The sequence below is a fragment of the Winogradskyella psychrotolerans genome, from assembly GCF_018860545.1.
In the GTDB taxonomy this organism is placed as follows: Bacteria; Bacteroidota; Bacteroidia; order Flavobacteriales; family Flavobacteriaceae; genus Winogradskyella; species Winogradskyella psychrotolerans_A.
The window spans coordinates 50,434-71,931 of record NZ_JAHKPN010000046.1 but is presented as its reverse complement, the minus strand read 5'-3'; the positions used below and the strand labels follow the sequence as shown (position 1 = coordinate 71,931).

Annotated in this window: 15 protein-coding genes; 7 read left to right on the top strand and 8 right to left on the bottom strand. The window is 34.5% G+C overall.

Annotation, left to right across the window (positions count from 1 at the left end; translation table 11 throughout):
* Position 1 precedes the first annotated feature (1 nt).
* From KO515_RS15705 to KO515_RS15675, 7 genes are all read right to left on the bottom strand, one after another.
* Positions 2-1,006 carry a YHYH protein gene (locus KO515_RS15705; protein ID WP_215937289.1) on the bottom strand — a complete coding sequence of 335 codons (1,005 nt, stop codon included), beginning with the start codon at positions 1,004-1,006 and terminating at the stop codon, positions 2-4.
* Between the two features lie 91 nt (positions 1,007-1,097).
* Positions 1,098-1,850 (bottom strand): hypothetical protein, encoded by a 753-nt coding sequence (locus KO515_RS15700; RefSeq protein WP_215937288.1) that lies wholly within the window; start codon positions 1,848-1,850, stop codon positions 1,098-1,100.
* 185 nt (positions 1,851-2,035) lie between these two features.
* Positions 2,036-3,295: an arylsulfotransferase family protein gene (locus tag KO515_RS15695; RefSeq protein ID WP_215937287.1), complete on the bottom strand. Its 1,260-nt coding sequence runs from the start codon at positions 3,293-3,295 to the stop codon at positions 2,036-2,038.
* A gap of 11 nt (positions 3,296-3,306) precedes the next feature.
* Positions 3,307-3,594, bottom strand: coding sequence for an EF-hand domain-containing protein (locus tag KO515_RS15690; RefSeq protein WP_215937286.1), 288 nt, complete (start codon positions 3,592-3,594; stop codon positions 3,307-3,309).
* Positions 3,595-3,734: 140 nt separating this feature from the next.
* Complete coding sequence (locus KO515_RS15685) at positions 3,735-4,232, bottom strand: hypothetical protein (protein WP_215937285.1); 498 nt, start codon at positions 4,230-4,232, stop codon at positions 3,735-3,737.
* Between the two features lie 2 nt (positions 4,233-4,234).
* Entirely contained in the window at positions 4,235-4,531 is a 297-nt protein-coding gene (locus tag KO515_RS15680) for a hypothetical protein (protein ID WP_215937284.1), read from the bottom strand.
* A 57-nt stretch (positions 4,532-4,588) separates the two neighbouring features.
* Positions 4,589-5,167: an RNA polymerase sigma factor gene (locus KO515_RS15675; RefSeq protein WP_179320446.1), complete on the bottom strand. Its 579-nt coding sequence runs from the start codon at positions 5,165-5,167 to the stop codon at positions 4,589-4,591.
* Positions 5,168-5,357: 190 nt separating this feature from the next.
* On the opposite strand from KO515_RS15675, the gene KO515_RS15670 reads away from it, so the two are divergent.
* From KO515_RS15670 to purL, 4 genes are all read left to right on the top strand, one after another.
* A complete protein-coding gene (locus KO515_RS15670) occupies positions 5,358-6,572 on the top strand; it encodes an RsmB/NOP family class I SAM-dependent RNA methyltransferase (protein WP_215937283.1) in 1,215 nt (404 codons plus the stop codon).
* Positions 6,573-6,595: 23 nt separating this feature from the next.
* The gene (locus KO515_RS15665) at positions 6,596-8,383 is read left to right on the top strand and encodes an endonuclease (protein WP_215937282.1); all 1,788 of its coding nucleotides are present in this window, start codon (positions 6,596-6,598) and stop codon (positions 8,381-8,383) included.
* Positions 8,384-8,607: 224 nt separating this feature from the next.
* Positions 8,608-9,696 carry an endonuclease gene (locus tag KO515_RS15660; protein WP_215937281.1) on the top strand — a complete coding sequence of 363 codons (1,089 nt, stop codon included), beginning with the start codon at positions 8,608-8,610 and terminating at the stop codon, positions 9,694-9,696.
* Between the two features lie 163 nt (positions 9,697-9,859).
* Positions 9,860-13,525 carry a phosphoribosylformylglycinamidine synthase gene (purL, locus tag KO515_RS15655; RefSeq protein ID WP_215937280.1) on the top strand — a complete coding sequence of 1,222 codons (3,666 nt, stop codon included), beginning with the start codon at positions 9,860-9,862 and terminating at the stop codon, positions 13,523-13,525.
* A gap of 72 nt (positions 13,526-13,597) precedes the next feature.
* Here the strand turns inward: purL and KO515_RS15650 are convergent, their stop codons facing one another.
* Positions 13,598-16,237: a chondroitinase-B domain-containing protein gene (locus tag KO515_RS15650; RefSeq protein WP_215937279.1), complete on the bottom strand. Its 2,640-nt coding sequence runs from the start codon at positions 16,235-16,237 to the stop codon at positions 13,598-13,600.
* Between the two features lie 274 nt (positions 16,238-16,511).
* Between KO515_RS15650 and KO515_RS15645 the strand changes: the two genes are divergently transcribed.
* The 3 genes from KO515_RS15645 (at position 16,512) to KO515_RS15635 (ending at position 21,466) form a co-directional block, all read left to right on the top strand.
* Complete coding sequence (locus KO515_RS15645; protein WP_215937278.1) at positions 16,512-18,284, top strand: AMP-dependent synthetase/ligase; 1,773 nt, start codon at positions 16,512-16,514, stop codon at positions 18,282-18,284.
* Positions 18,285-18,600: 316 nt separating this feature from the next.
* On the top strand, positions 18,601-19,056 hold the full coding sequence (locus tag KO515_RS15640) for a MarR family winged helix-turn-helix transcriptional regulator (protein ID WP_215937277.1): 456 nt from the start codon (positions 18,601-18,603) through the stop codon (positions 19,054-19,056).
* Position 19,057: 1 nt separating this feature from the next.
* Entirely contained in the window at positions 19,058-21,466 is a 2,409-nt protein-coding gene (locus KO515_RS15635; protein ID WP_215937276.1) for a 3-hydroxyacyl-CoA dehydrogenase/enoyl-CoA hydratase family protein, read from the top strand.
* The last annotated feature ends 32 nt before the right edge of the window (positions 21,467-21,498 follow it).

The following is a 21,498-nucleotide window of genomic DNA, read 5'->3' as shown; positions in this document are numbered from 1 at the left end:
TTTAAATCGCGTATGCTCCTTTCAGACCATTTATAAAATTGTTGTTTCCTGCCGCATCTACATGGTAATGATAACCACGTGTTTCATCTGTATGACCACGATAAGCATCGAGATCCGTTGGTGAGTTACCTTCGCTATCTTCTAACTCATAAATTCCATGGCCATCCAAAGCATAACCAATTAATGAGGCATGTCCATCCGTTTGTTCTATTTTAGTACTAAAACCTGTAGCAGCATGATAATGGTAACCTTGGTTAACATTAATATGTCCGCCTGCATCATCAAAAGGGGCTAAAGTATAAGCGCCAAGAATATTATCTACAGGTGCAGGTGCTGAGAACTCAATACCATTTAATGCGATACCTCGTGTTGAAGGTGCTGTACTTACTGGTCCTCCTGGTTCTGTTACAAAAAACACTCCTGTATTTTGTAACACTGGCGAAATTGGTATCAGCCAAGTTTGCGTTAAATCGGTGATGTAAGATGGCAGACATTCTACACAAAAATTCTCGTAGGCTTCGCTAACATTAGGGTTTGCTGCGTTTATACAATCATCTTCTGTTTCTGTGATATAAATGTCTCCATTGCCATCATACATTAACCAATTATCATCGTTATAAAAAGTGGCAAGATTTTCTACAAAAGCGCCATCGACATCGTAGACCAAACCATCTTCTAACCATATGCCTCCTTCAGAAGCATCATCTGAAATATTATCTGGACACCAAGGTCCTAGTGTATGGTCTGTTGGGATACTGCCTGTTACTATTTGATAACAGTCTGTTGATGTACCATCAGATAACGTGCATGGTACAGTCGTAATAGTCACTGATCCATCACTTGTTGTAAAAAACGATGCATCTACATCGGTCACTAATTCATCATCGTCATCATCACCTCCGTCATCTGAAGTCGTTGTACTATCATCAGAACTACATGCTGTAAACACTAATAATATGAAGCTAAAAATTGATACTGACTTTATTAAAAATGGATTCGTTCTCATAATTATTTTCTTGTTTTAATTACACTATAATAGTTTAGATGCCAGAGTTTCAAAAAACTTGCGCTCCAATTAAAAATAACCTACCGCTTATTTAGTTTTTTAATTCTTTACTGAGCTGATAAGCTATGGTTTGTGTTTTATCCCTTAAGCTTATCGCGTTGGTTAATTGAATTTCAGTTTGCAATAATCTATCGACTAAACTGTTCTGATATTCTCTACTTTTAAGCAATTGTGTATAATTTGATTCCGTTGAAAATGAATCGAGACAATTAATTTTAAATTCACGTTTCGTAAGCATATCAATTAAAGACACATATTTCTCTATAGCAGGTTGCAATCGGTTAACTATAATATTTTCAATTTTCGTTTCTTGGCTTTGAAAACTGTCTAATTCATTGGGATAAGCCGCTATTAAATCTTTTAGCATATCACTTTCAATAAATTCAAATTTGTTTGTGGTATTCACTGAGTTTATAGCACCATAATGCAATTTTGTAGGTTTATAATTAACGTAAACCACACTTCGTTTTTCTTCTTCTGTTAATGTTGAAGGGAGCTCGTCCATTATAATATTGATTGTATTTTCTATAATTTTAGTATTTTCAGTATAACTTGCAATAGAGGCATCTAAGAGCACTAAGTTAGAGTTCAACTCTTCATTTAGGGATTGGTATATTTTTAATTCTACAATTCTATTTTTTCTTAACTCGTTTAAATCATTTATCTTCCAGGCTATTAAAACACCAATCACAATTAATAGAATTTCTCCTAAAGCGTATAGTAAGTAGTTTTTTATTTTTCCTGACAACAATAATTTCTTTCTAACCTTTCTAAATAATCTCATCGTAATTTATTCCTATTTATTAGTTCTACAGAGTTGAATTGCTATTAGAAAAAAAACTTCGCGATTTCTCACGAAGCTTTTAACAATCAAATTATCAATCAACCAATACTATTATTTCCATAAGCCGCAAAACTTTATAAGTTATGCTACTCATATTTTATTTAAACTGTTTTAAAACACACTGTTTATAAGCCTAATGCAGTTATTGCTGGCGAGTCAATTTCATATGGATAAGTCCGCCAAATACTGTTGTAATTTGTGTTTTTCCATAAGACCTCTCCGCTTTCACTAACTTCCCAAATAGTTCCTGCTGTACCTTCACCAATTAATGTATTTCCATTACTCATTCGGCTCGCACTACTTGTCGTTAAACTATATAAACTAGAATCCGTAAACTCCCAAGTTACCGTAGGTTCATTATCCTGACCTGCAATTAATTGATATGGAGGACTTAATTCGTATTCAATCACTGCAGATTGACCATTGTAAATATTATTTGAAAACACCAACATGGAGTTGGCATCAAAAAGATTAGGGTAATGCACTCTATTTAAGGTCACATCTCCAACATTGTCATACGTTAATGGATTTCCAAAGCGATATACCAAATCACCACCCAAATCGTAATTCCCTCCAGAATCGGAAGCCGCTTCTGCAGTTGTTGTACTATGATCTATGACCCAAACTTCACTATAATAGTTTACGGTAACGTAAAGTAAATCATTAGTTTCATCGATAGTAATACCATTGGCATGCATAATATCACCATCGGATTGACTGCTATTATAATTAACGTCAATCTTATTTGGATTATTAACAACCACTCCATAATTAGATTTGGTACTGTCATGATCTTGTATAAAATGATCTGTTGCATGCCACTCCCAAACCACTTCATTAGTCGATGGATTTAATTCTATAATCGACTCTGGATACATATCGTTATTGGCTGCAAACCCCATTTCTTCTGCATCAATAGCCGAAACTTCTTCCCAAACAAGGAATATAATATTACCATTAGATAAATAATCTACATCATGATGTGCACGGTACGTATTACTCGAATAGGTCACTTCCCAATCTGTGGTTTGGTCTGCATTTATCTTTCGAAATTTCCCACCATAACCTCCAAATGTAATATTTGAATTAGAAGACTGTAGCGATACGATTAAACTCCCATCATCTAAAAGTTGCGCATCATCACCTAACTCATCACCTTCTAAATCCCATTCAAAAAGTTCATCTCCATCATGGTTTATTAAATATACACTGTCAAAACCAGTATCTACAACTACAATATAGGAGTCAGTATCTATTGTTCCCGTAGTACTTCCGTCATCACTGTCATCATCAGTAATACTATCATCCGAACTACAACCTAATAAAGCTATTAGAACAAATAATGAACTCAATGTTTTAATAAATTTTACACTCTCCTTATTCATAAATATCAGTTTTATTTATCGTCTCTTTTTTTTCTTTCTGGTTTTGGCGCATTTTTAAATTCTTCTTCGCTGATAAAACCATCTTCATCCGTATCGATTTCAGAAAAACTATCTTTCAATGGGCCTTTTACTTCAGATTCTGCAAGTTTTCCATCATCATTCGCATCCATTTCCTCTAAAAGTTTAGCAAACGTTGGAGGACCTTTTCGGTCTTGTTTGTCTTGTCCATAAGAATGATTGGCTGTAAATAATGTAACTACTGCAATTAATACTACTGTTTTTAATGTGTAACTTTTCATCTTTTAAATTTTTAATGTTATATAAGTTTAGATGACATATATTTAAAATACTTGTGGCTTCATTTGTTAAATAAAACACAAAAAAAAGACCTTCAATAAAAATTGAAGGTCTATACAATAAGTCATAAATATTATGAATTTTATCTTGGAGGTGGTCTATGACCTTCCTCTCCATTTGGTGGTGGTGGCCTATTGGCACTTTCTCCTTGTCGCAAAGCGTCCATTAATATTCTCTGAAATTTTTCTTTTTGCTTTTCATTAGAAATATCTTGAATCATTCTAAAGTGATAAAAAATTTCTTTTTCCTTTTCAGTTTCTTTTACACATATCAAAGCTGTAATAGAGTCAATTGTTTTCTCACTAATTGAATCATTAGATAATGTACCAAACAACTGATCTTTTAATGCTCTCACATCATCAGATAATCGCATTATAGTTTTATGGTGTCCTTTACTTCTTTCTTTAAATTCTTTTAACTGTTCTGCATTAAAATCAAGTTCTTTGACAATGATTTCGTTATTTCGCTGTGGCTCATTAGGTCTAGTATCATTGACACTGCCTATATAATTATATAAGAAAAAACCATTGACAACTATTAAGAAAATAAGTAAAACGTATAATATGGTATTGTTCTTCATGATTAATCTAATATAGAGGATTCTGTACTTGTTGATAACCCATAAGATTCTGCAAAACTAGTAACATTATCATTATACGTAGCTTCTTTCAAATTTTGAAATGCCATAATATTTAAAATCACAACACAAGCTAAAGTCGCCAATTGTAATTTTGGTGTAAACCACGAGTAGGTTGCGTCTTTAACGTCTTCAGATGCATTTCTTATTTGGTGCATCACATTTTCTTTAAAAAAAGGAGACACTTTAACTTCACTAATGGATTCAACCGAATCTATAGTAGCTTTCACTTTTTTATCCATTTTCATATTTGTTTTGATAACTATATCTTTAGATGCATAAGTTTAAAAAAACTTGCGCTAATGTTCATTTTTATAATAATTCTCTAAAACCTTCTGTAAATTCTTTTTAGCTCTAAACATTACAGACTCAACCGACGACAAACTTCTATTTGTTATTTCAGCAACTTCTTGATAGCTTTTTCCGTCAATTTTATGTAATGTAAAAACGACACTCTGACTTTCTGGCAAACTATTGATTGCTTTAAATAAAGTGGCATTCAGCTCTTTGTTTTCTAATAAAATTCCGGGATGATTCATTTCAGTGAAATAATCCGTTTTATCCATCGGAATAGCATTTCCTGTTATAGACTGTAAAAAAGCGAAACGTTTTTTAGTATTCTTCTTTCTTATAAACTCTAAACATTTATTGGTTGTAATTCTGTAAATCCAAGTCGATAATTTAGAATCACCTTTAAACTTATTAATCGAATTAAAAACTTCAATAAAAACATCTTGAGCAATATCTTCGGCATCTTCTCTGTTTGGCACAAACGATATACAGGTGCTAAATACTTTTTGCTGAAAATCATCTAAAAGCTGACTATAAGCTTTTGTGCTTTTCAATTTTAATTCTTGTATAAATTCAGTTTCTTCCAAAAAGTAATTTAATTAATTACGAAGCTAATTTAGTTTAAATGCATTTACGAAAAAAAACTTACTAAAATTATTTATCCTTTTAATATAACACTTTATAATAAAACATTATACTCTTAATCTTTTCTCTTACCTTTGTATGTTCATTTTTACAGAAAAATAATACTGTAACTTGAAAACTGAAGACGTATTTATGAGATTACATAGAAATTTATGCTTTGCAGTAATTGACGGATTACACCTTATATTTAATGAAGGTGAATATGCTGACAAAGTGATACAACAATTATTAAAACGCGATAAGCGTTGGGGAAGTCGCGATAGAGGTTTTGTGGCAGAAACGGTTTATACCATAGTAAGATACCAAAGACTTTATGCAGAAATAGCAAATGTAAAAGCACCATACCACAGAGATGACCTATGGAGACTATTTGCTGTTTGGGCAACGCTAAAAGGGATTAAGTTACCTGATTGGAAATACTTTACAGATACTCCAACACGAAAAATTAAAGGTCGTTTTGATGAATTGTCTAAAATTAGAAAATACCGCGAATCTATTCCAGATTGGATTGATGAATTAGGTGTTTCTGAATTAGGCGAAACTGAATGGACTAAAGAAATTGCCAAGCAAAATGAACAAGCCGAGGTAATTCTTAGAGTTAATACCTTAAAGACAACAAAAAAAGATTTACAGCTTAAGCTAGAATCAGAAGACATTGAAACTGACGTTTTACCAAATCATCCTTCTGCTTTAAAATTAAAAGAACGTGCTAACGTTTTTGTAACAGAAGCTTTTAAAAATGGCTGGTTTGAAGTACAAGATGCATCATCACAATTGGTTGCTGACTATTTGGATGTTAAACCAGGAATGAAAGTGGTTGATGTTTGTGCTGGCGCTGGAGGTAAAACGTTACACTTAGCGTCGTTAATGGAGAACAAAGGCCAACTTATAGCGATGGATATTTACGAAAGTAAATTGAAAAAACTAAAAGTCAGAGCTAGAAGAAATGGAGTTCACAATATTGAGATGAAAGTCATCGATTCTACGAAGCCTATTAAAAAATTACACGGTAAAGCCGATCGTTTATTAATCGATGCTCCATGTTCTGGTTTAGGTGTTTTAAGACGAAACCCTGATGCGAAGTGGAAACTACAGTCAGAGTTTATTGAAAACATTAAGCAAACACAACAAGAAGTCTTAGAACAATATTCTAAAATGGTTAAACCTGGTGGAAAGATGGTATACGCGACGTGTTCCGTTTTACCGTCAGAAAATCAAAAACAAGTTGACAAATTCTTAACTTCAGAAGCAGGAAAAGATTTTACTTTTGTTAAAGATAAGAAAGTATTAGCCTACAAATCTGGTTTCGACGGATTCTATATGGCCCTTTTGGAAAAGAAATCGTAAACTAATTTATTATATCAATACGTATGAAACACATCTACCTATTACTCTTATTAGTGTCAAGTATTGGATTTGCCCAAATCCCTTCTAATTATTATGATAGTGCTAATGGCCTAACTGGTTTTGATTTAAAAACTGAATTAAAAACTATTATTACTAATGGTCATGATGATCAAGGCTATGGCGAATTATATACAGGCTATGCTACAGCGTTTATTGACAATATCGCAGAAACCGGTTATGAAAATGATGGCACACTTTTAATGTACTATACTGAAAACCCTAACGGCACAGATCCTTATACGTTTACACTTGGCACTAACCAATGTGGAAACTATGGTGCTGAATCTGATTGTTACAACCGTGAGCATATCGTACCACAGAGCTCTTTTGGAAGCGCATCTCCAATGAAAAATGATATTCACCATGTGGTCCCAAGTGATGGTTATGCCAATGGTAAAAGAGATAATTTTCCATTTGGTACTGTTGGATCTGCAACTTGGACATCACTAAATGGATCTAAACTAGGATCCAGTAATGTATCAGGATATTCAGGCACTGTTTTCGAACCTCTAGATGAGTTTAAAGGAGATATTGCTAGAGCCATACTTTATTTTGTAACACGTTATCAAGATAATGTTGATGGTTATGCCAGTTTTGAAATGTTTAATGGCACCGAAAACCAAGCATTAGAAGATTGGGCTGTGGATATGTTATTAGATTGGCACAACAATATTGATCCCGTAGATCAAACCGAGCGAGATAGAAATGATGCTGCCTATAATTTTCAAGGTAATGCAAATCCTTTTGTAGATCATCCTGAATATGTGAATATGATTTGGAATCCAACTCCAGATACAGAAACCCCTTCAACTCCCACCAATTTAGTAACTTCAAATCCTACGGATAGTACTATTGATTTAAGTTGGGACGCAGCTACCGACAACATAGGCGTTACAACTTACGATATTTATATGGATGGCAATTTTGCGTTTAGCTCTAACACGACCTCTGCGACTAAAACAAATTTACTTCCAGATGTTAACTTTTGTTTTACAGTTGTGGCTAAAGATGCGGCAGGAAATGAATCAGATCCTAGCAATGAATCTTGTGAAACAACATTAGAAAATGAAAATCCTGACTTAAACTGCATTACTGTAACTTGTGAAAATATGGGAGCTTCTGCTGGCTCATACACTGATGTCACCTGGACCGACGATCTTGGAATTATATGGAGCGCAACAGATGCTAGAACTGATCAGACCTTAGATAACAGAGCTATAACCGTTAGAAATGGCCAATTGGAGGCCACAAATATTAGTGACTATTTTGATTTTGTAGAGCAATTCACAGTGACTACGCAACGCGTCTTTGGTGGATCAACGGGTACTTTTGACCTCATTGTAAATGGAAATGTTGTAGGCACAATTCCTTACGGAGACGACCCTATAACGACAACAATTGAGGTTAATGTAAATTCTGTAACATCCTTAGTCATTAACAATAATAGTACAACATCAAATAGAGTGATGTTTGATAATTTATCATGGACATGTGGTTTACTTTCGGTAGCTGACTATCGTTTAGAGGATATAAATCTGTACCCTAACCCAGTTAAAAATAATATAACTGTAGATTTAAAATCTGATATTACGACAACTATTGAAATTTTTGATATTCTTGGAAAGCGTGTATTTACAACCCACATCAATAAAACTAGTGATTTAAATCTTCAGGCTTTAAAAACTGGACTTTATATTGTTAAAATGACTCAAGGAGATTCAACAGTAACTAAAAAGCTGATTAAACAATAAACTTAAGACTTCTTAATACAAAAAGCAGTTGCACAATGACCATAGTCGAAGTGTAGCTACTTTTTTCACACTTAAAATCATCATTTACAACACGTAAAGAGCGGCACTTAGTGAAATGTTAAAAAAACAGCTAATCTCTATTTTTATTTACCTTTGCTCTAGACAAACCTAGGAATTCACTCGCTACGAATTCTTCTTGTCATTATTCTAAAAAATTAAAATTAATGAAACACTTTTACACTTTACTCTTAGCATTTGTAACCTCTTTTGCATTTGCGCAATTAGCTCCACCAACTGAATTAGAATCGTATTATAGCAATGTTGATTTTTCTACTACAGGTATCTCTTTAAAGAATGATTTAATAGATGTTACGGAAGACAAACACGTTAACTATTTAAGCTACAGTGATGTTTGGGATGCGTCAAGAATCACAGATTTAGACCCAAACAACTCAGATAATGTAATTTTACTTTATGGATATAATGATACTGATGGTAGCATAACGACTGACCGGACTAGAGGAAAGTTTGAAAATGGAGGAAATGTTGGAGATTGGAACAGAGAACATGTTTACCCAAAATCCTTAGGAAACCCTAATTTAGGCACTTCTGGTCCTGGTTCTGATGCACAAATGTTGAGACCTAGTGATGTACAAAGAAATGGGCAACGCGGAAGTCTATGGTTTTCAGATAAAGCCACGGGTGAATTTACTAATGGTGAATCTGGTGCAACTAATGGTGGCTGGTATCCTGGAGATGAATGGAAAGGTGACTGTGCTAGAATTATTATGTACATGTATCTGCGTTACGGTGAGCGATGCTTACCAACAAATGTTGGTTTTGGCAGTAGCGCTTCTACACCTGATGATATGATTGATATGTTTTTACAATGGAATGCTGAAGACCCAGTAGTTGAAGGTGGTTTAGAAGATGTGAGAAACGCATATCACGGAAATGCAAGTAATGAGTTTGCTCAAGGCAATAGAAACCCTTTTATAGACAATCCTTATTTAGCGACTGTCATTTGGGGAGGACCTGAAGCCCAAAACAGATGGGAAGATTTATCAGTTACAGACGTACAACAAGATCGTATTAAGCTATTTCCTAATCCTGCCAATGGTAATGAAGTAACAATCTTATCCAATCAAACACTTGTCGCTGAAGTTTATGATATTTTAGGTAAAAAAATAACCGTTCAAAACATCACAACAAATCAAACCAAATTAAATATCTCTGAATTAACCAAAGGAGTTTATATCATAAAATTAAATTCTGAAAACGGAAGTCAGACCAAAAGATTGGTTAAACACTAATTGTAACTAGACCTATTAAACGAAGCGGCTCCATGAGCCGCTTTTTTTTATGTTTAAAACATCGTGAACAACTCCTAATTTTCAATACTAGATTATAAGTTATATAACGTATAAAAAAAGTAAATTTGCATTTTACTAAACACAACTCAAATACACCACATAAATGATTCATTTCTTCGGAAACCAAAACAGCAAAGTATTTGCTGTTCAAGCCACAAAAGAATTATCAACAGAAACCATGTCAAAATTGACATGGTTATTTGGCGACCAACCAAAAATAGAACAAGCATCTCTCGATGCTTTTTTTGTTGGACCACGAGCTGCAATGATTACTCCATGGAGTACCAATGCTGTAGAAATCACACAAAACATGGGTATTTCAGATATTATAAGAATTGAAGAGTTTACTTCAATATCTGAAGATTTTAAGGATTTTGACCCTATGATTTCTGAAAAGTTTTCAAGTTTGAATCAAGATATTTTTAAAATCGATATTCAACCTGAAGCTATTCTTAATATTGAAAACATTTCTGAATACAATCAACAAGAAGGGTTATCGCTTAGCGACGAAGAGGTGGAATACCTTGAAAGCGTATCCAATAAAATAGGGCGACCATTAACGGATTCTGAAGTTTTTGGATTTTCTCAAGTCAACTCAGAACACTGTCGTCATAAAATATTCAACGGCACCTTTGTTATAGATGGTAAAGAAAAGGAAACATCACTTTTCAAACTCATTAAAGAAACCTCTAAGCAAAATCCCAACGATATTGTTTCGGCATATAAAGATAACGTCGCTTTTATAAAAGGACCAGTTGTTGAGCAATTTGCGCCACAACGTGCTGACATCCCAGATTATTATACCACAAAAGATTACGAATCTGTAATTTCACTAAAAGCTGAAACGCATAATTTCCCAACAACCGTTGAACCATTTAATGGTGCTGCAACAGGATCCGGTGGAGAAATTAGAGATCGATTAGCTGGCGGAAAAGGCTCTTTACCTTTAGCTGGTACTGCAGTTTACATGACCTCATATTCAAGATTAAACGACGAGCGTCCTTGGGAAAAAGCATTTCCTGAGCGCAAATGGTTATACCAAACTCCAATGGATATTTTGATTAAAGCCAGTAATGGAGCCTCTGATTTTGGAAATAAATTTGGTCAACCGTTAATATGCGGATCTGTTTTAACTTTTGAACACCAAGATACCAACGGTAAAATTGGTTACGATAAAGTGATTATGCAAGCTGGTGGAATTGGTTATGGAAAAGCCGACCAAGCCTTGAAAGATGTTCCGAAAGAAGGCGATAAAATCGTCATCCTCGGCGGTGATAATTATAGAATTGGTATGGGAGGAGCTGCGGTTTCTTCTGCAGACACTGGTGCTTTGGCATCAGGTATTGAGTTAAATGCGGTACAACGATCTAACCCAGAAATGCAAAAACGTGCTGCAAATGCCGTTCGTGGCATGGTAGAAAGTGATGAAAATTTTATTGTTTCTATTCACGATCATGGAGCAGGTGGACACTTAAATTGTTTATCAGAACTTGTTGAAGATACTGGTGGAAACATCGATTTAGATAAATTACCTGTTGGTGATCCAACATTGTCGGCTAAAGAAATTATTGGTAACGAATCTCAAGAACGTATGGGATTAGTTATTGGTGACAAACATTTAGATACCTTACATAAAATAGCAGACAGAGAACGGTCTCCTATTTACGATGTTGGTGAAGTCACCGGAAAACACCGATTTACTTTTGAGTCTAAAATGACAGGCCAGAAGCCAATGGATTTAGCCTTAGAGGATATGTTTGGGAGCTCTCCTAAAACTATAATGAATGATGTTACGGTTGAAAAGGAATATTCTGGAATTTCGTATAACACTAAAAATTTCTACGACTATTTAGACCAAGTGTTACAACTTGAAGCCGTTGCCTCTAAAGATTGGTTAACAAATAAAGTAGACCGTTGTGTTGGTGGTAAAGTAGCCAAACAGCAATGTGTTGGACCATTACAAATCCCTTTAAATAATGTTGGAGTTATGGCACTCGACTTTAAAGGTAAAGAAGGTATTGCAACATCAATTGGACACTCACCTATTTCAGGATTAATTAATCCGGAAGCTGGTAGTCGCAATTCAATAGCGGAAGCTTTAACTAACATTATGTGGGCACCTCTTAAAGATGGCATAAAAAGTGTATCCTTATCTGCCAACTGGATGTGGCCTTGTAAAAATGAAGGTGAAGATGCACGTTTATATGAGGCTGTAAAAGCGATCTCAGAATTTTCAATCGACTTAGGTATTAATGTACCAACAGGAAAAGATTCATTATCCATGAAACAGAAATATCCTGATGGTGATGTCATTTCTCCTGGAACCGTGATTATTTCTGCCGCCGCTAATTGTAATGATATTACTAAAGTTGTAGAACCCGTTTTCAAAAAAGGAAAAGGATCCATATACTACATCAATATTTCTCAAGATTCTTATGAATTAGGTGGAAGTTCTTTTGCGCAAATCAACAATAAAATAGGAAATACCACTCCTAATATTAAAAGTGCAACGTACGTAAAAACGGTATTTAATACCATTCAAGATTTAATAAAAGACAATCAAATTGTTGCAGGTCACGATGTGGCTTCTGGTGGATTAATTACCACTTTATTAGAATTATGTTTTGCTGATACTAATTTAGGAGCTGAGTTAGATATTACAAGCCTAAACGAAAAAGATGCCTTTAAAGTGCTCTTTGCTGAAAATGCTGGTATCGTAATTCAAGCTGAAAGTGATGACACTATTGAAACGGCGTTATCAAATGCAGATATTACATTTCATAAACTAGGTAAAGTCACTGAAAGTGATGTTTTAGGCATTATTAATAATGACCAAGTCTTTACGATGACCGTTTCAAGATTGCGAGATATGTGGTTTAAAACCTCTTACCTACTCGACCAAAAACAAACGGCAAATGGATTAGCTAAAGACCGCTTTGATAATTATAAACATCAAGCATTAGACTTTACGTTCCCAAATCATTTTACAGGCCAGTTAAAGGATAGTATTGGCACACCTAATTCTAGACCAAAAGCAGCCATTCTTAGAGAAAAAGGTTCAAATTCAGAGCGAGAAATGGCAAATGCCATGTATTTAGCGGGTTTTGATGTGAAGGATGTGCATATGACGGATTTAATTTCTGGCAGAGAAACCTTAGAAGATATTCAGTTTTTAGGAGCCGTTGGTGGTTTTAGTAATTCTGATGTTTTAGGTTCAGCGAAAGGTTGGGCTGGAGCTATAAAATACAATGAGAAAGCCAATAAAGTGATTAATGATTTCTTTAAGCGTGAAGATACATTGTCTGTTGGTATTTGTAATGGTTGCCAACTTTGGATGGAACTAGACCTCGTTAATCCAGAGCACGAGATTCACGGTAAAATGACTTATAACGATTCACATAAACATGAGAGTGGCTTTACATCGGTTAAGATTCAAGAGAATAATTCGGTAATGCTCTCTAGTTTAGCCGGAAGTACTTTAGGGGTTTGGATTTCTCATGGTGAAGGCAAATTTAAGCTTCCATATGCAGAAGACAAATACAATATTGTTGCTAAATATGGTTATGCGGAATATCCTGCAAATCCTAACGGTTCTGATTTTAATACCGCAATGCTTTGCGATAAAACCGGACGCCATTTAGCGACAATGCCACATATAGAACGCTCTATTTTTCAATGGAATTGGGCGAATTACCCACAAGATAGAAAAGATGACGTATCGCCTTGGTTAGAAGCCTTTGTGAATGCAAGAAAGTGGATTACCAAATAATCTTAAACTAATAAAAAAGCTCTTACAAAATGTAAGAGCTTTTTTTTGTTGTTATAATAACAATTTAAGCTACTATTCTTTTATAATTAATTTAGAAAAATTAGTGCCGTCTAAAGCTGAAAGGTTGAGAATATAGCTTCCACTACTTAGTTCTGTTAGATCTATTGAGAATTCCGAATTAGAAGACTCTAGCTTCATATTCATAATTAATTTACCATCTAAACTATAGAGTTTAGCATCATCCATTTGAATATTATTTAAAACTTTAATATTTAAATTATTCTTAACAGGATTTGGATAGAGTGAAACATTCTTTTGTATCTCAGCCTCACTTACAGATAACACTTGAGAACCGAAAAACTCTACTTCAGTAATATTAGACCATGCACTGACCCTGTCGTCTCCGGCTGTATTGAATCTTCCGTAACTCATGAGTTTTACATAACGTGCATTAACTGAAACTTCATACTGATCAAAATCATCTCGTGTACCTGTAGTTGTAGTAATTAATAAATCATCCGCCGTAGTTGGTAAAACCATGGTAAAATCTGAAGGGTCTGTTCCTGTAGTAGATACCCAAAATTGTATACCATAAGGATCTGCCTTATCATCTGTAGCAATTTGTATTAAATCAAGTTCATATTCACCATCTAAATCAAAAATAACATATTCACCATCACCTTTAAAATCGCCTGCTAGAATTGAACCATCTGATGCAGTCCATTGCGTCCCTGTATCTTTATCTAAAGTATTATAGGCATAATTCGTCTTTGGTGGATCAGCATCGAGATCCACTTCCTGTTGAGAAAACGAATGAATTGTGACAGGATCTTCACCTTCAACTCCTGTATTAATTAAATCATATAAATCTGTTAAATCGGCACCATCTTGTGTTATGTTCAAAATTCTAACGATACCATCAGTTACGTCGTCTTGAGTAAATGTTACAGAACCAGATCTACTATTAGTATCACTATTTTCGGTTACTGAAATTTCAACTACGGCATCACCAGTCCCTGAGCTCACATCTAATGATATCCAAGCATCGTTAGAAACCGCTAACCAACTTACATTTGCATTGACCGAAACATCATAACTACCAGCACCAGGATCAAGCGCAGATAAACCACTAATTGTTAACGATTCTGGTATTTCAATAGTACAATCTCCATCCATTATACTTTCACCTAAATTATTTAAGAAACAAGCACCAATGCCATAACCTACCATAGCATCAGTTGTAGGTTCGTAAATACCCATATCAGCACCTTTATTTTCAGATCCAAGACCGGAAAATGTAAATATCTCACCATTAGGCGTCGCTACAATTCCCGTTTCTTCTGAAAACCCAAGGTTAGTTTCACCTAATGCAGCTCCTGAATAAACGTTTCCTGAGTATTCTAAAGTTGTACCAAGATCCGCATATGAACTCGCTGTATCACCAGTGAGTATCTCTGTTATGTTTGAATTGCCATCCGTATAATAAATTAAGTTATTCGATACAATTCCTGTTGGGTCGGTGGAGCCTTTATCGGTATTATAAAATAAAGGGGCATTTGTATTTATAATGGTATTGTTAGATACATTAATATCTACAACTTTTTGATAATCACTTGATGTATTGTCAGATGTACATGGGACGGAGTTGTTTGAGCTTCCTCCCAAAAATGTAATACCGTTATTCCATATGGATTGATCAACAACTGTGATACAATCTTGAATATAATTATTTGTAATGGTATGCTCACTATCCACAATTCTGATTCCACCAGTGCCATCAACATTTTCACCTAAAAAATAATTCCCTTCAACTGTAGCATTAGAACCATGTCGAAGCACTAAAGACCCTCTACTTCTTCTAAAGGTATTATTGATGTAGGAGTTATTTTTACTTTTATTAGTAATAATTTCGTTTTCACCATCAGCTTCAACAAAATAGTTATTACTCACCATAACGCTACTATCTACATTTTGATATGAACTCGTACCTATCCGAATCGTTTCACTATCACCTGAATTAGATAAACTCGCATCAATTTTTTCATACTTATAAAAATAATTATTACTTATAGTATGGCCTACAATATCGCAGCTGGTGTTTATTTCAGGCTCGTCATCTTCCACAGGAGGATAGGCGTTATAAGCAAGTTCTACTAAAATCATATTTCCAGAACTTTCCTTATTCATAAAGGAACAGTTAATTACCGTATTATAAGTACCGTATAACATAACCCAGTTATGTTTTGTACTTGTTCCTGCTGATGGACTTTCAACAGCTAGACCATCCATTGCACAATTTTGAAGGGTACTATAATTAGCATAGTTTTCTCCATCTCTAAATTCGATGACAACGCTAGATCCAAAACCGCCATCCCAATAAAAGCCATCAACTACAACGTGATCTCCGCCAATACTCAATTGCATACCTCCAGTAAATCTAACTCCACCAGGAGTTTCTGCTCTAAATGTTATTGGCATAGCCGCAGTACCTGCAGTAGGTGAAAACTTAATTCTATCATCATCATCATAAACTCCGTCCGCTAAAATAACAGTATCTCCTGCTTCAAGAGTTTCAAATAAGTCTTCAAGTTCATCAATATCATCCAAATTGGGGATATTATAGGTCGTTTGAGAAATCGCACTAATTGTAGAGAATAATGCAATCGTTAATACATAGAAAGTCCGAGACTTTAAATTGTAAAAAGTTTTCATAATTGATTAATTTATTTAGTTATTGGTATTAATTTCAACACTTTATAATTGGTTAACCAAACTGGTTAACCAAATATATAAAAATAATTACAGCTTTAACAAAAAAATAACTCCATAATTATTGAATTCACCAAACCAATATTAAATTTTGCAGAAAACAACAACAAATTAGCATATTATCAATTAATTTACATCAACAATATTAATTTTATATTTTATAACTTTAATTTTTATATTTTCGTAATATCTCTATATTAAATAAGCGCCAATTGACATGACCCAAGTAACAAGACTTTTTGATTTCCCATATTACCAATTACAACACAAACCAAACCCTAATGCACTCGTTACCAAATACAATGGCAAATGGGAGTCAATATCTACCCAAGAGTATATAGATAAATCGAATGCAATGAGTAGGGCGTTATTGCGTTTAGGTGTGCAGAAAGACGATAAAATTGCAGTGATATCATCTACCAATCGGACGGAATGGAATATTATGGATATTGGAATTCTTCAACTAGGAGCACAAAATATCCCTATATATCCAACGATTTCTGCCGAAGATTATGAATACGTTTTAAATCATAGTGAGTCTATTTACTGTTTTGTCTCCGATAATGAGGTATTTGATAAAGTGAAACAAGTACAAGCGAATACGAAAATAAAGGAAGTCTATTCTTTTAATCATATCGAAGGCTGCAAACATTATTCCGAGTTATTAGAACTTGGTAAAGACGACAGTAATCAACCTGAAGTAGAATTAAGAAAAGATGCTGTAAAATCTACAGATTTAGCGACTATAATTTACACCTCTGGTACCACAGGAAAACCGAAAGGTGTTATGCTTTCGCATTGGAATATCACAAGCAACGCGTTAGATAGTTCGCCAAGAGTACCGATTGTACCAGGTGAAAATAGAATATTAAGCTTCTTACCTATTTGTCACGTTTTTGAACGTGTTTTAATATATGTATATCAATATGCTGGAATGTCCATTTACTTTGCAGAAGGTATAGACAAAATTGGGGATAATGCCAAAGAGATTAATCCCAATTTAATGAGTGTTGTGCCACGATTACTCGAAAAAGTTTTCGACAAAATAATGCTTAAAGGAGATGAATTATCTGGTATTAAGAAGGTGTTATTCTTTTGGGCAGTAAGCTTAGGAGAACGCTGGGAACCTTATGGTGCCAATGGACCTTGGTATGAGTTGCAGTTGAAAATTGCTAATAAACTTATTTTTAGCAAATGGAGAGACGCGCTTGGTGGTGAGTTAAGAACTATGGTTTCTGGAAGTGCCGCACTACAACCTCGTTTAGCAAGAATATTTGGAGCTGCTAAAATGAGAGTTATGGAAGGGTATGGCTTAACAGAAACATCACCTGTAGTCGCTGTTGGTTTATATCGAGACCATATGTACAGAGTGGGTACTGTTGGTAAACCTATAGATAATGTAGAGGTTAAAATCGCCGAGGATGGAGAACTTTTAATTAAAGGACCTAATGTCATGTTAGGCTATTATAAAGACCCTGAGAAAACAGCTGAAGTTATGTCAGGAGACTATTTTCACACTGGAGACAAAGGGGAAATAGATGCGGATGGGTTCTTAAAAATTACTGGTCGTAAAAAGGAAATGTTCAAGACCTCTGGTGGTAAATACGTTATTCCACCACTTTTAGAAAATGATATGAAACAATCGCTTTTCATCGAACAGATTATGGTTGTGGGTGAAGGTGAAAAAATGCCAGCCGCTTTAATACAACCAAACTTTGATTTTATACGTGATTGGATTGACCTGAAAAATAATAACGTCGGTAAAACGAATGCCGAAATTGCTAGCTCAGAAATTGTGATTAAACGTATTCAACAAGAAGTTGACAAATATAATAAGCATTTTGGCAAATGGGAACAAATCAAACGTTTTGAACTCACTCCTGATATTTGGTCTATAGAGGGTGGTCAACTTACTCCCACTTTAAAAATGAAACGTGCTATTATAATCGGTATATACCAAGATCTGTATGATAAAATCTATAGAACTTAAGATAACTTGCAATTAATAAATCCTTAAACAAACAGTTACCATACTAGAGTGTATCTGTTTGTTTTTATTGCTTAGTTTATAAAAATGACGACATGATATTATTCACGATTCAGAGTAGTCATGCTATACGTTGTTAACTAGTATTCTTCCTATTATAAGTTTCTTTAATTATTATCATATTCTCAAAAAAGAAGTCTTTAAAACTTATTTATTTCAGAATAACAACATTAAATTTAACATAACCGAAATAAAATTTTTAAATATTTATTATGCACGCATAGTATTTTTCATTATATTTGGTACTCAAATGTAATACATGAAAGATAAAACCATCGACTACGTCCTTAGAACCACATGGTTAGCGGTCAACAAAATGTACAATGAAGAGGCGTCTGAATTTGGGACAACAATGGCCACTGGATTTGCATTATTAAGTATTGATCCAGAAAAAGGAACTCCTTCAACATCATTAGGTCCAAAAATGGGAATGGAAGCGACAAGTCTATCTAGGACTTTAAAAACAATGGAAGCCAAAGGCCTCATAGAACGTAAGCCAAATCCTGAAGATGGTCGTGGCGTTCTAATTTTTTTAACGGATTTTGGTCGAAAAAAAAGAGCTTTATCAAAGGAGAAGGTTTTAACCTTTGATGAAACTATAAAAAATAATATCTCTACAGAAGAACTAAATAACTTTTACAAAGTTGCCGAAGTCATAAATAATATGATTTCAAATAAACAGATTTACAATAAAAAAGAACACATTTTAAAATAAGATGAGTAAACGAAGAATTAAAAAAATAGCAATTATTGGATCAGGAATTATGGGAAGCGGTATCGCTTGTCATTTCGCCAATATTGGTGTTGATGTTTTATTATTAGACATCGTACCTAGAGAACTTAACGACAAAGAGAAATCTAAAGGTTTAACTTTAGAAGACAAAGTTGTAAGAAACAGATTAGTAAATGATGCTTTAACAGCGTCTTTAAAATCTAAACCTTCACCAATTTATAGTCAAGCATTTGCAAGCAGAATCACTACAGGAAACTTAGAAGACGATATTGCCAAAGTTGCTGATGTCGATTGGATTATGGAAGTTGTTGTCGAAAGACTAGACATTAAACAACAAGTTTTTGAAAAACTTGAGAAATACCGTAAGCCAGGTACATTAATTACCTCAAATACTTCTGGTATTCCAATTCACTTTATGAGTGAAGGTCGTAGTGACGATTTCCAGAAACATTTCTGTGGCACGCACTTTTTTAATCCAGCACGTTACTTAAAATTATTCGAAATCATTCCTGGTCCTAAAACAGACCAAGCTGTTTTAGATTTCTTAAATGAGTATGGAGAGAAATTCTTAGGTAAAACTTCCGTAATTGCTAAAGATACTCCTGCTTTTATAGGAAATCGAATTGGTATTTTCAGCATTCAAAGTTTATTTCATGCGGTTAAAGATTTAAATCTAACTATCGAAGAAGTAGATAAATTATCAGGTCCTGTTATTGGTCGTCAAAAATCGGCAACCTTCCGTACAGTAGATGTTGTAGGTTTAGATACTTTAGTTCACGTGGCCAACGGTATTAGAGAAAACTGCCCTAAAGATGAACGTTTAGAGTTATTTGAATTGCCAGATTTCATCAACACCATGATGGAAAATAAATGGTTAGGAAGTAAAACCGGACAAGGTTTTTATAAGAAAGTGAGAAGAGAAGATGGTTCTTCTGAAATTTTATCATTAGACTTAAATACACTTGAATACAGAGCTTCTAAAAAAGCAAAATTTGCCACTTTAGAGCTTACGAAAACGATTGATAAAGTTGTGGATCGTTTTAAAGTCTTAGTAAATGGAAAAGATAAGGCTGGTGAGTTTTACAGAAAAAGCTTCACGGCATTATTCGCTTACGTTTCTAACCGTATTCCAGAAATTTCAGATGAGCTCTACAAGATTGACGATGCGATGAAAGCTGGTTTTGGGTGGGAACACGGTCCTTTTCAAATTTGGGATGCGATTGGTGTAGAAAAAGGTATCGAATTAATGAAAGCCGAAGGTTTAGAGCCTGCTGCTTGGGTTAACGACATGTTGGCTTCTGGAAGCACATCTTTTTATACCGTAAAAGAAGGCGCAACGTATTTCTATGATATTCCGTCTCAAACACAAATAAAAATTCCTGGTCAAGATAGTTTCATCATTTTAGACAATATTCGCAAAACGAACGAAGTCTTTAAAAACTCAGGTGTGGTTATCGAAGACCTAGGCGACGGCATCTTAAATGTTGAATTCCAGTCTAAAATGAATACGATTGGTGGAGATGTTCTTGCAGGTATAAATAAAGGTATTGATTTAGCAGAAAAAGATTTTGCTGGATTAGTTGTTGGGAACCAAGGGGCAAACTTCTCTGTTGGTGCAAACATCGGCATGATTTTTATGATGGCTGCAGAACAAGAATATGACGAGCTTAACATGGCTATTAAATATTTCCAAGATACCATGATGCGCATGCGCTACTCTTCTATTCCAACGATTTCTGCGCCACATGGCATGGCTTTAGGTGGAGGATGTGAGTTATCACTTCACGCTGATAAAGTGGTTGCAGCAGCAGAAACGTACATGGGACTTGTAGAGTTTGGTGTTGGTGTAATTCCTGGTGGTGGAGGTTCTAAAGAAATGGCTTTAAGAGCCCAAGACCTTTTCCATAAAGGCGATGTACAATTAAATATTTTACAAGAATATTTCTTAACCATTGGTATGGCAAAAGTTTCGACATCTGCTTATGAAGCTTTCGATTTAGGATTACTTCAAAAAGGCAAAGATGTTGTTGTGGTGAACAAAGACCGTCAAATTGCCGTTGCAAAACAACACGCTATGTTAATGGCTAATTCTGGTTATACACAACCGGTGAAACGAAATGATGTTTTAGTTCTTGGTAAACAAGCATTAGGAATGTTTATGGTAGGAACAGATTCTATGGAAGACTCGAATTACATTTCTGAGCACGATATGAAAATCGCCAATAAACTAGCATACGTTATGGCTGGTGGGGATTTATCGGAACCAACCAAAGTAACGGAACAATATTTATTGGATTTAGAACGTGAAGCTTTCCTTTCACTTTGTACAGAACGTAAAACATTGGAACGTATTCAACACATGTTAACTAAAGGGAAACCGTTAAGAAATTAGACAACTTAGATTCTCAGATTTCTAGACGCTTA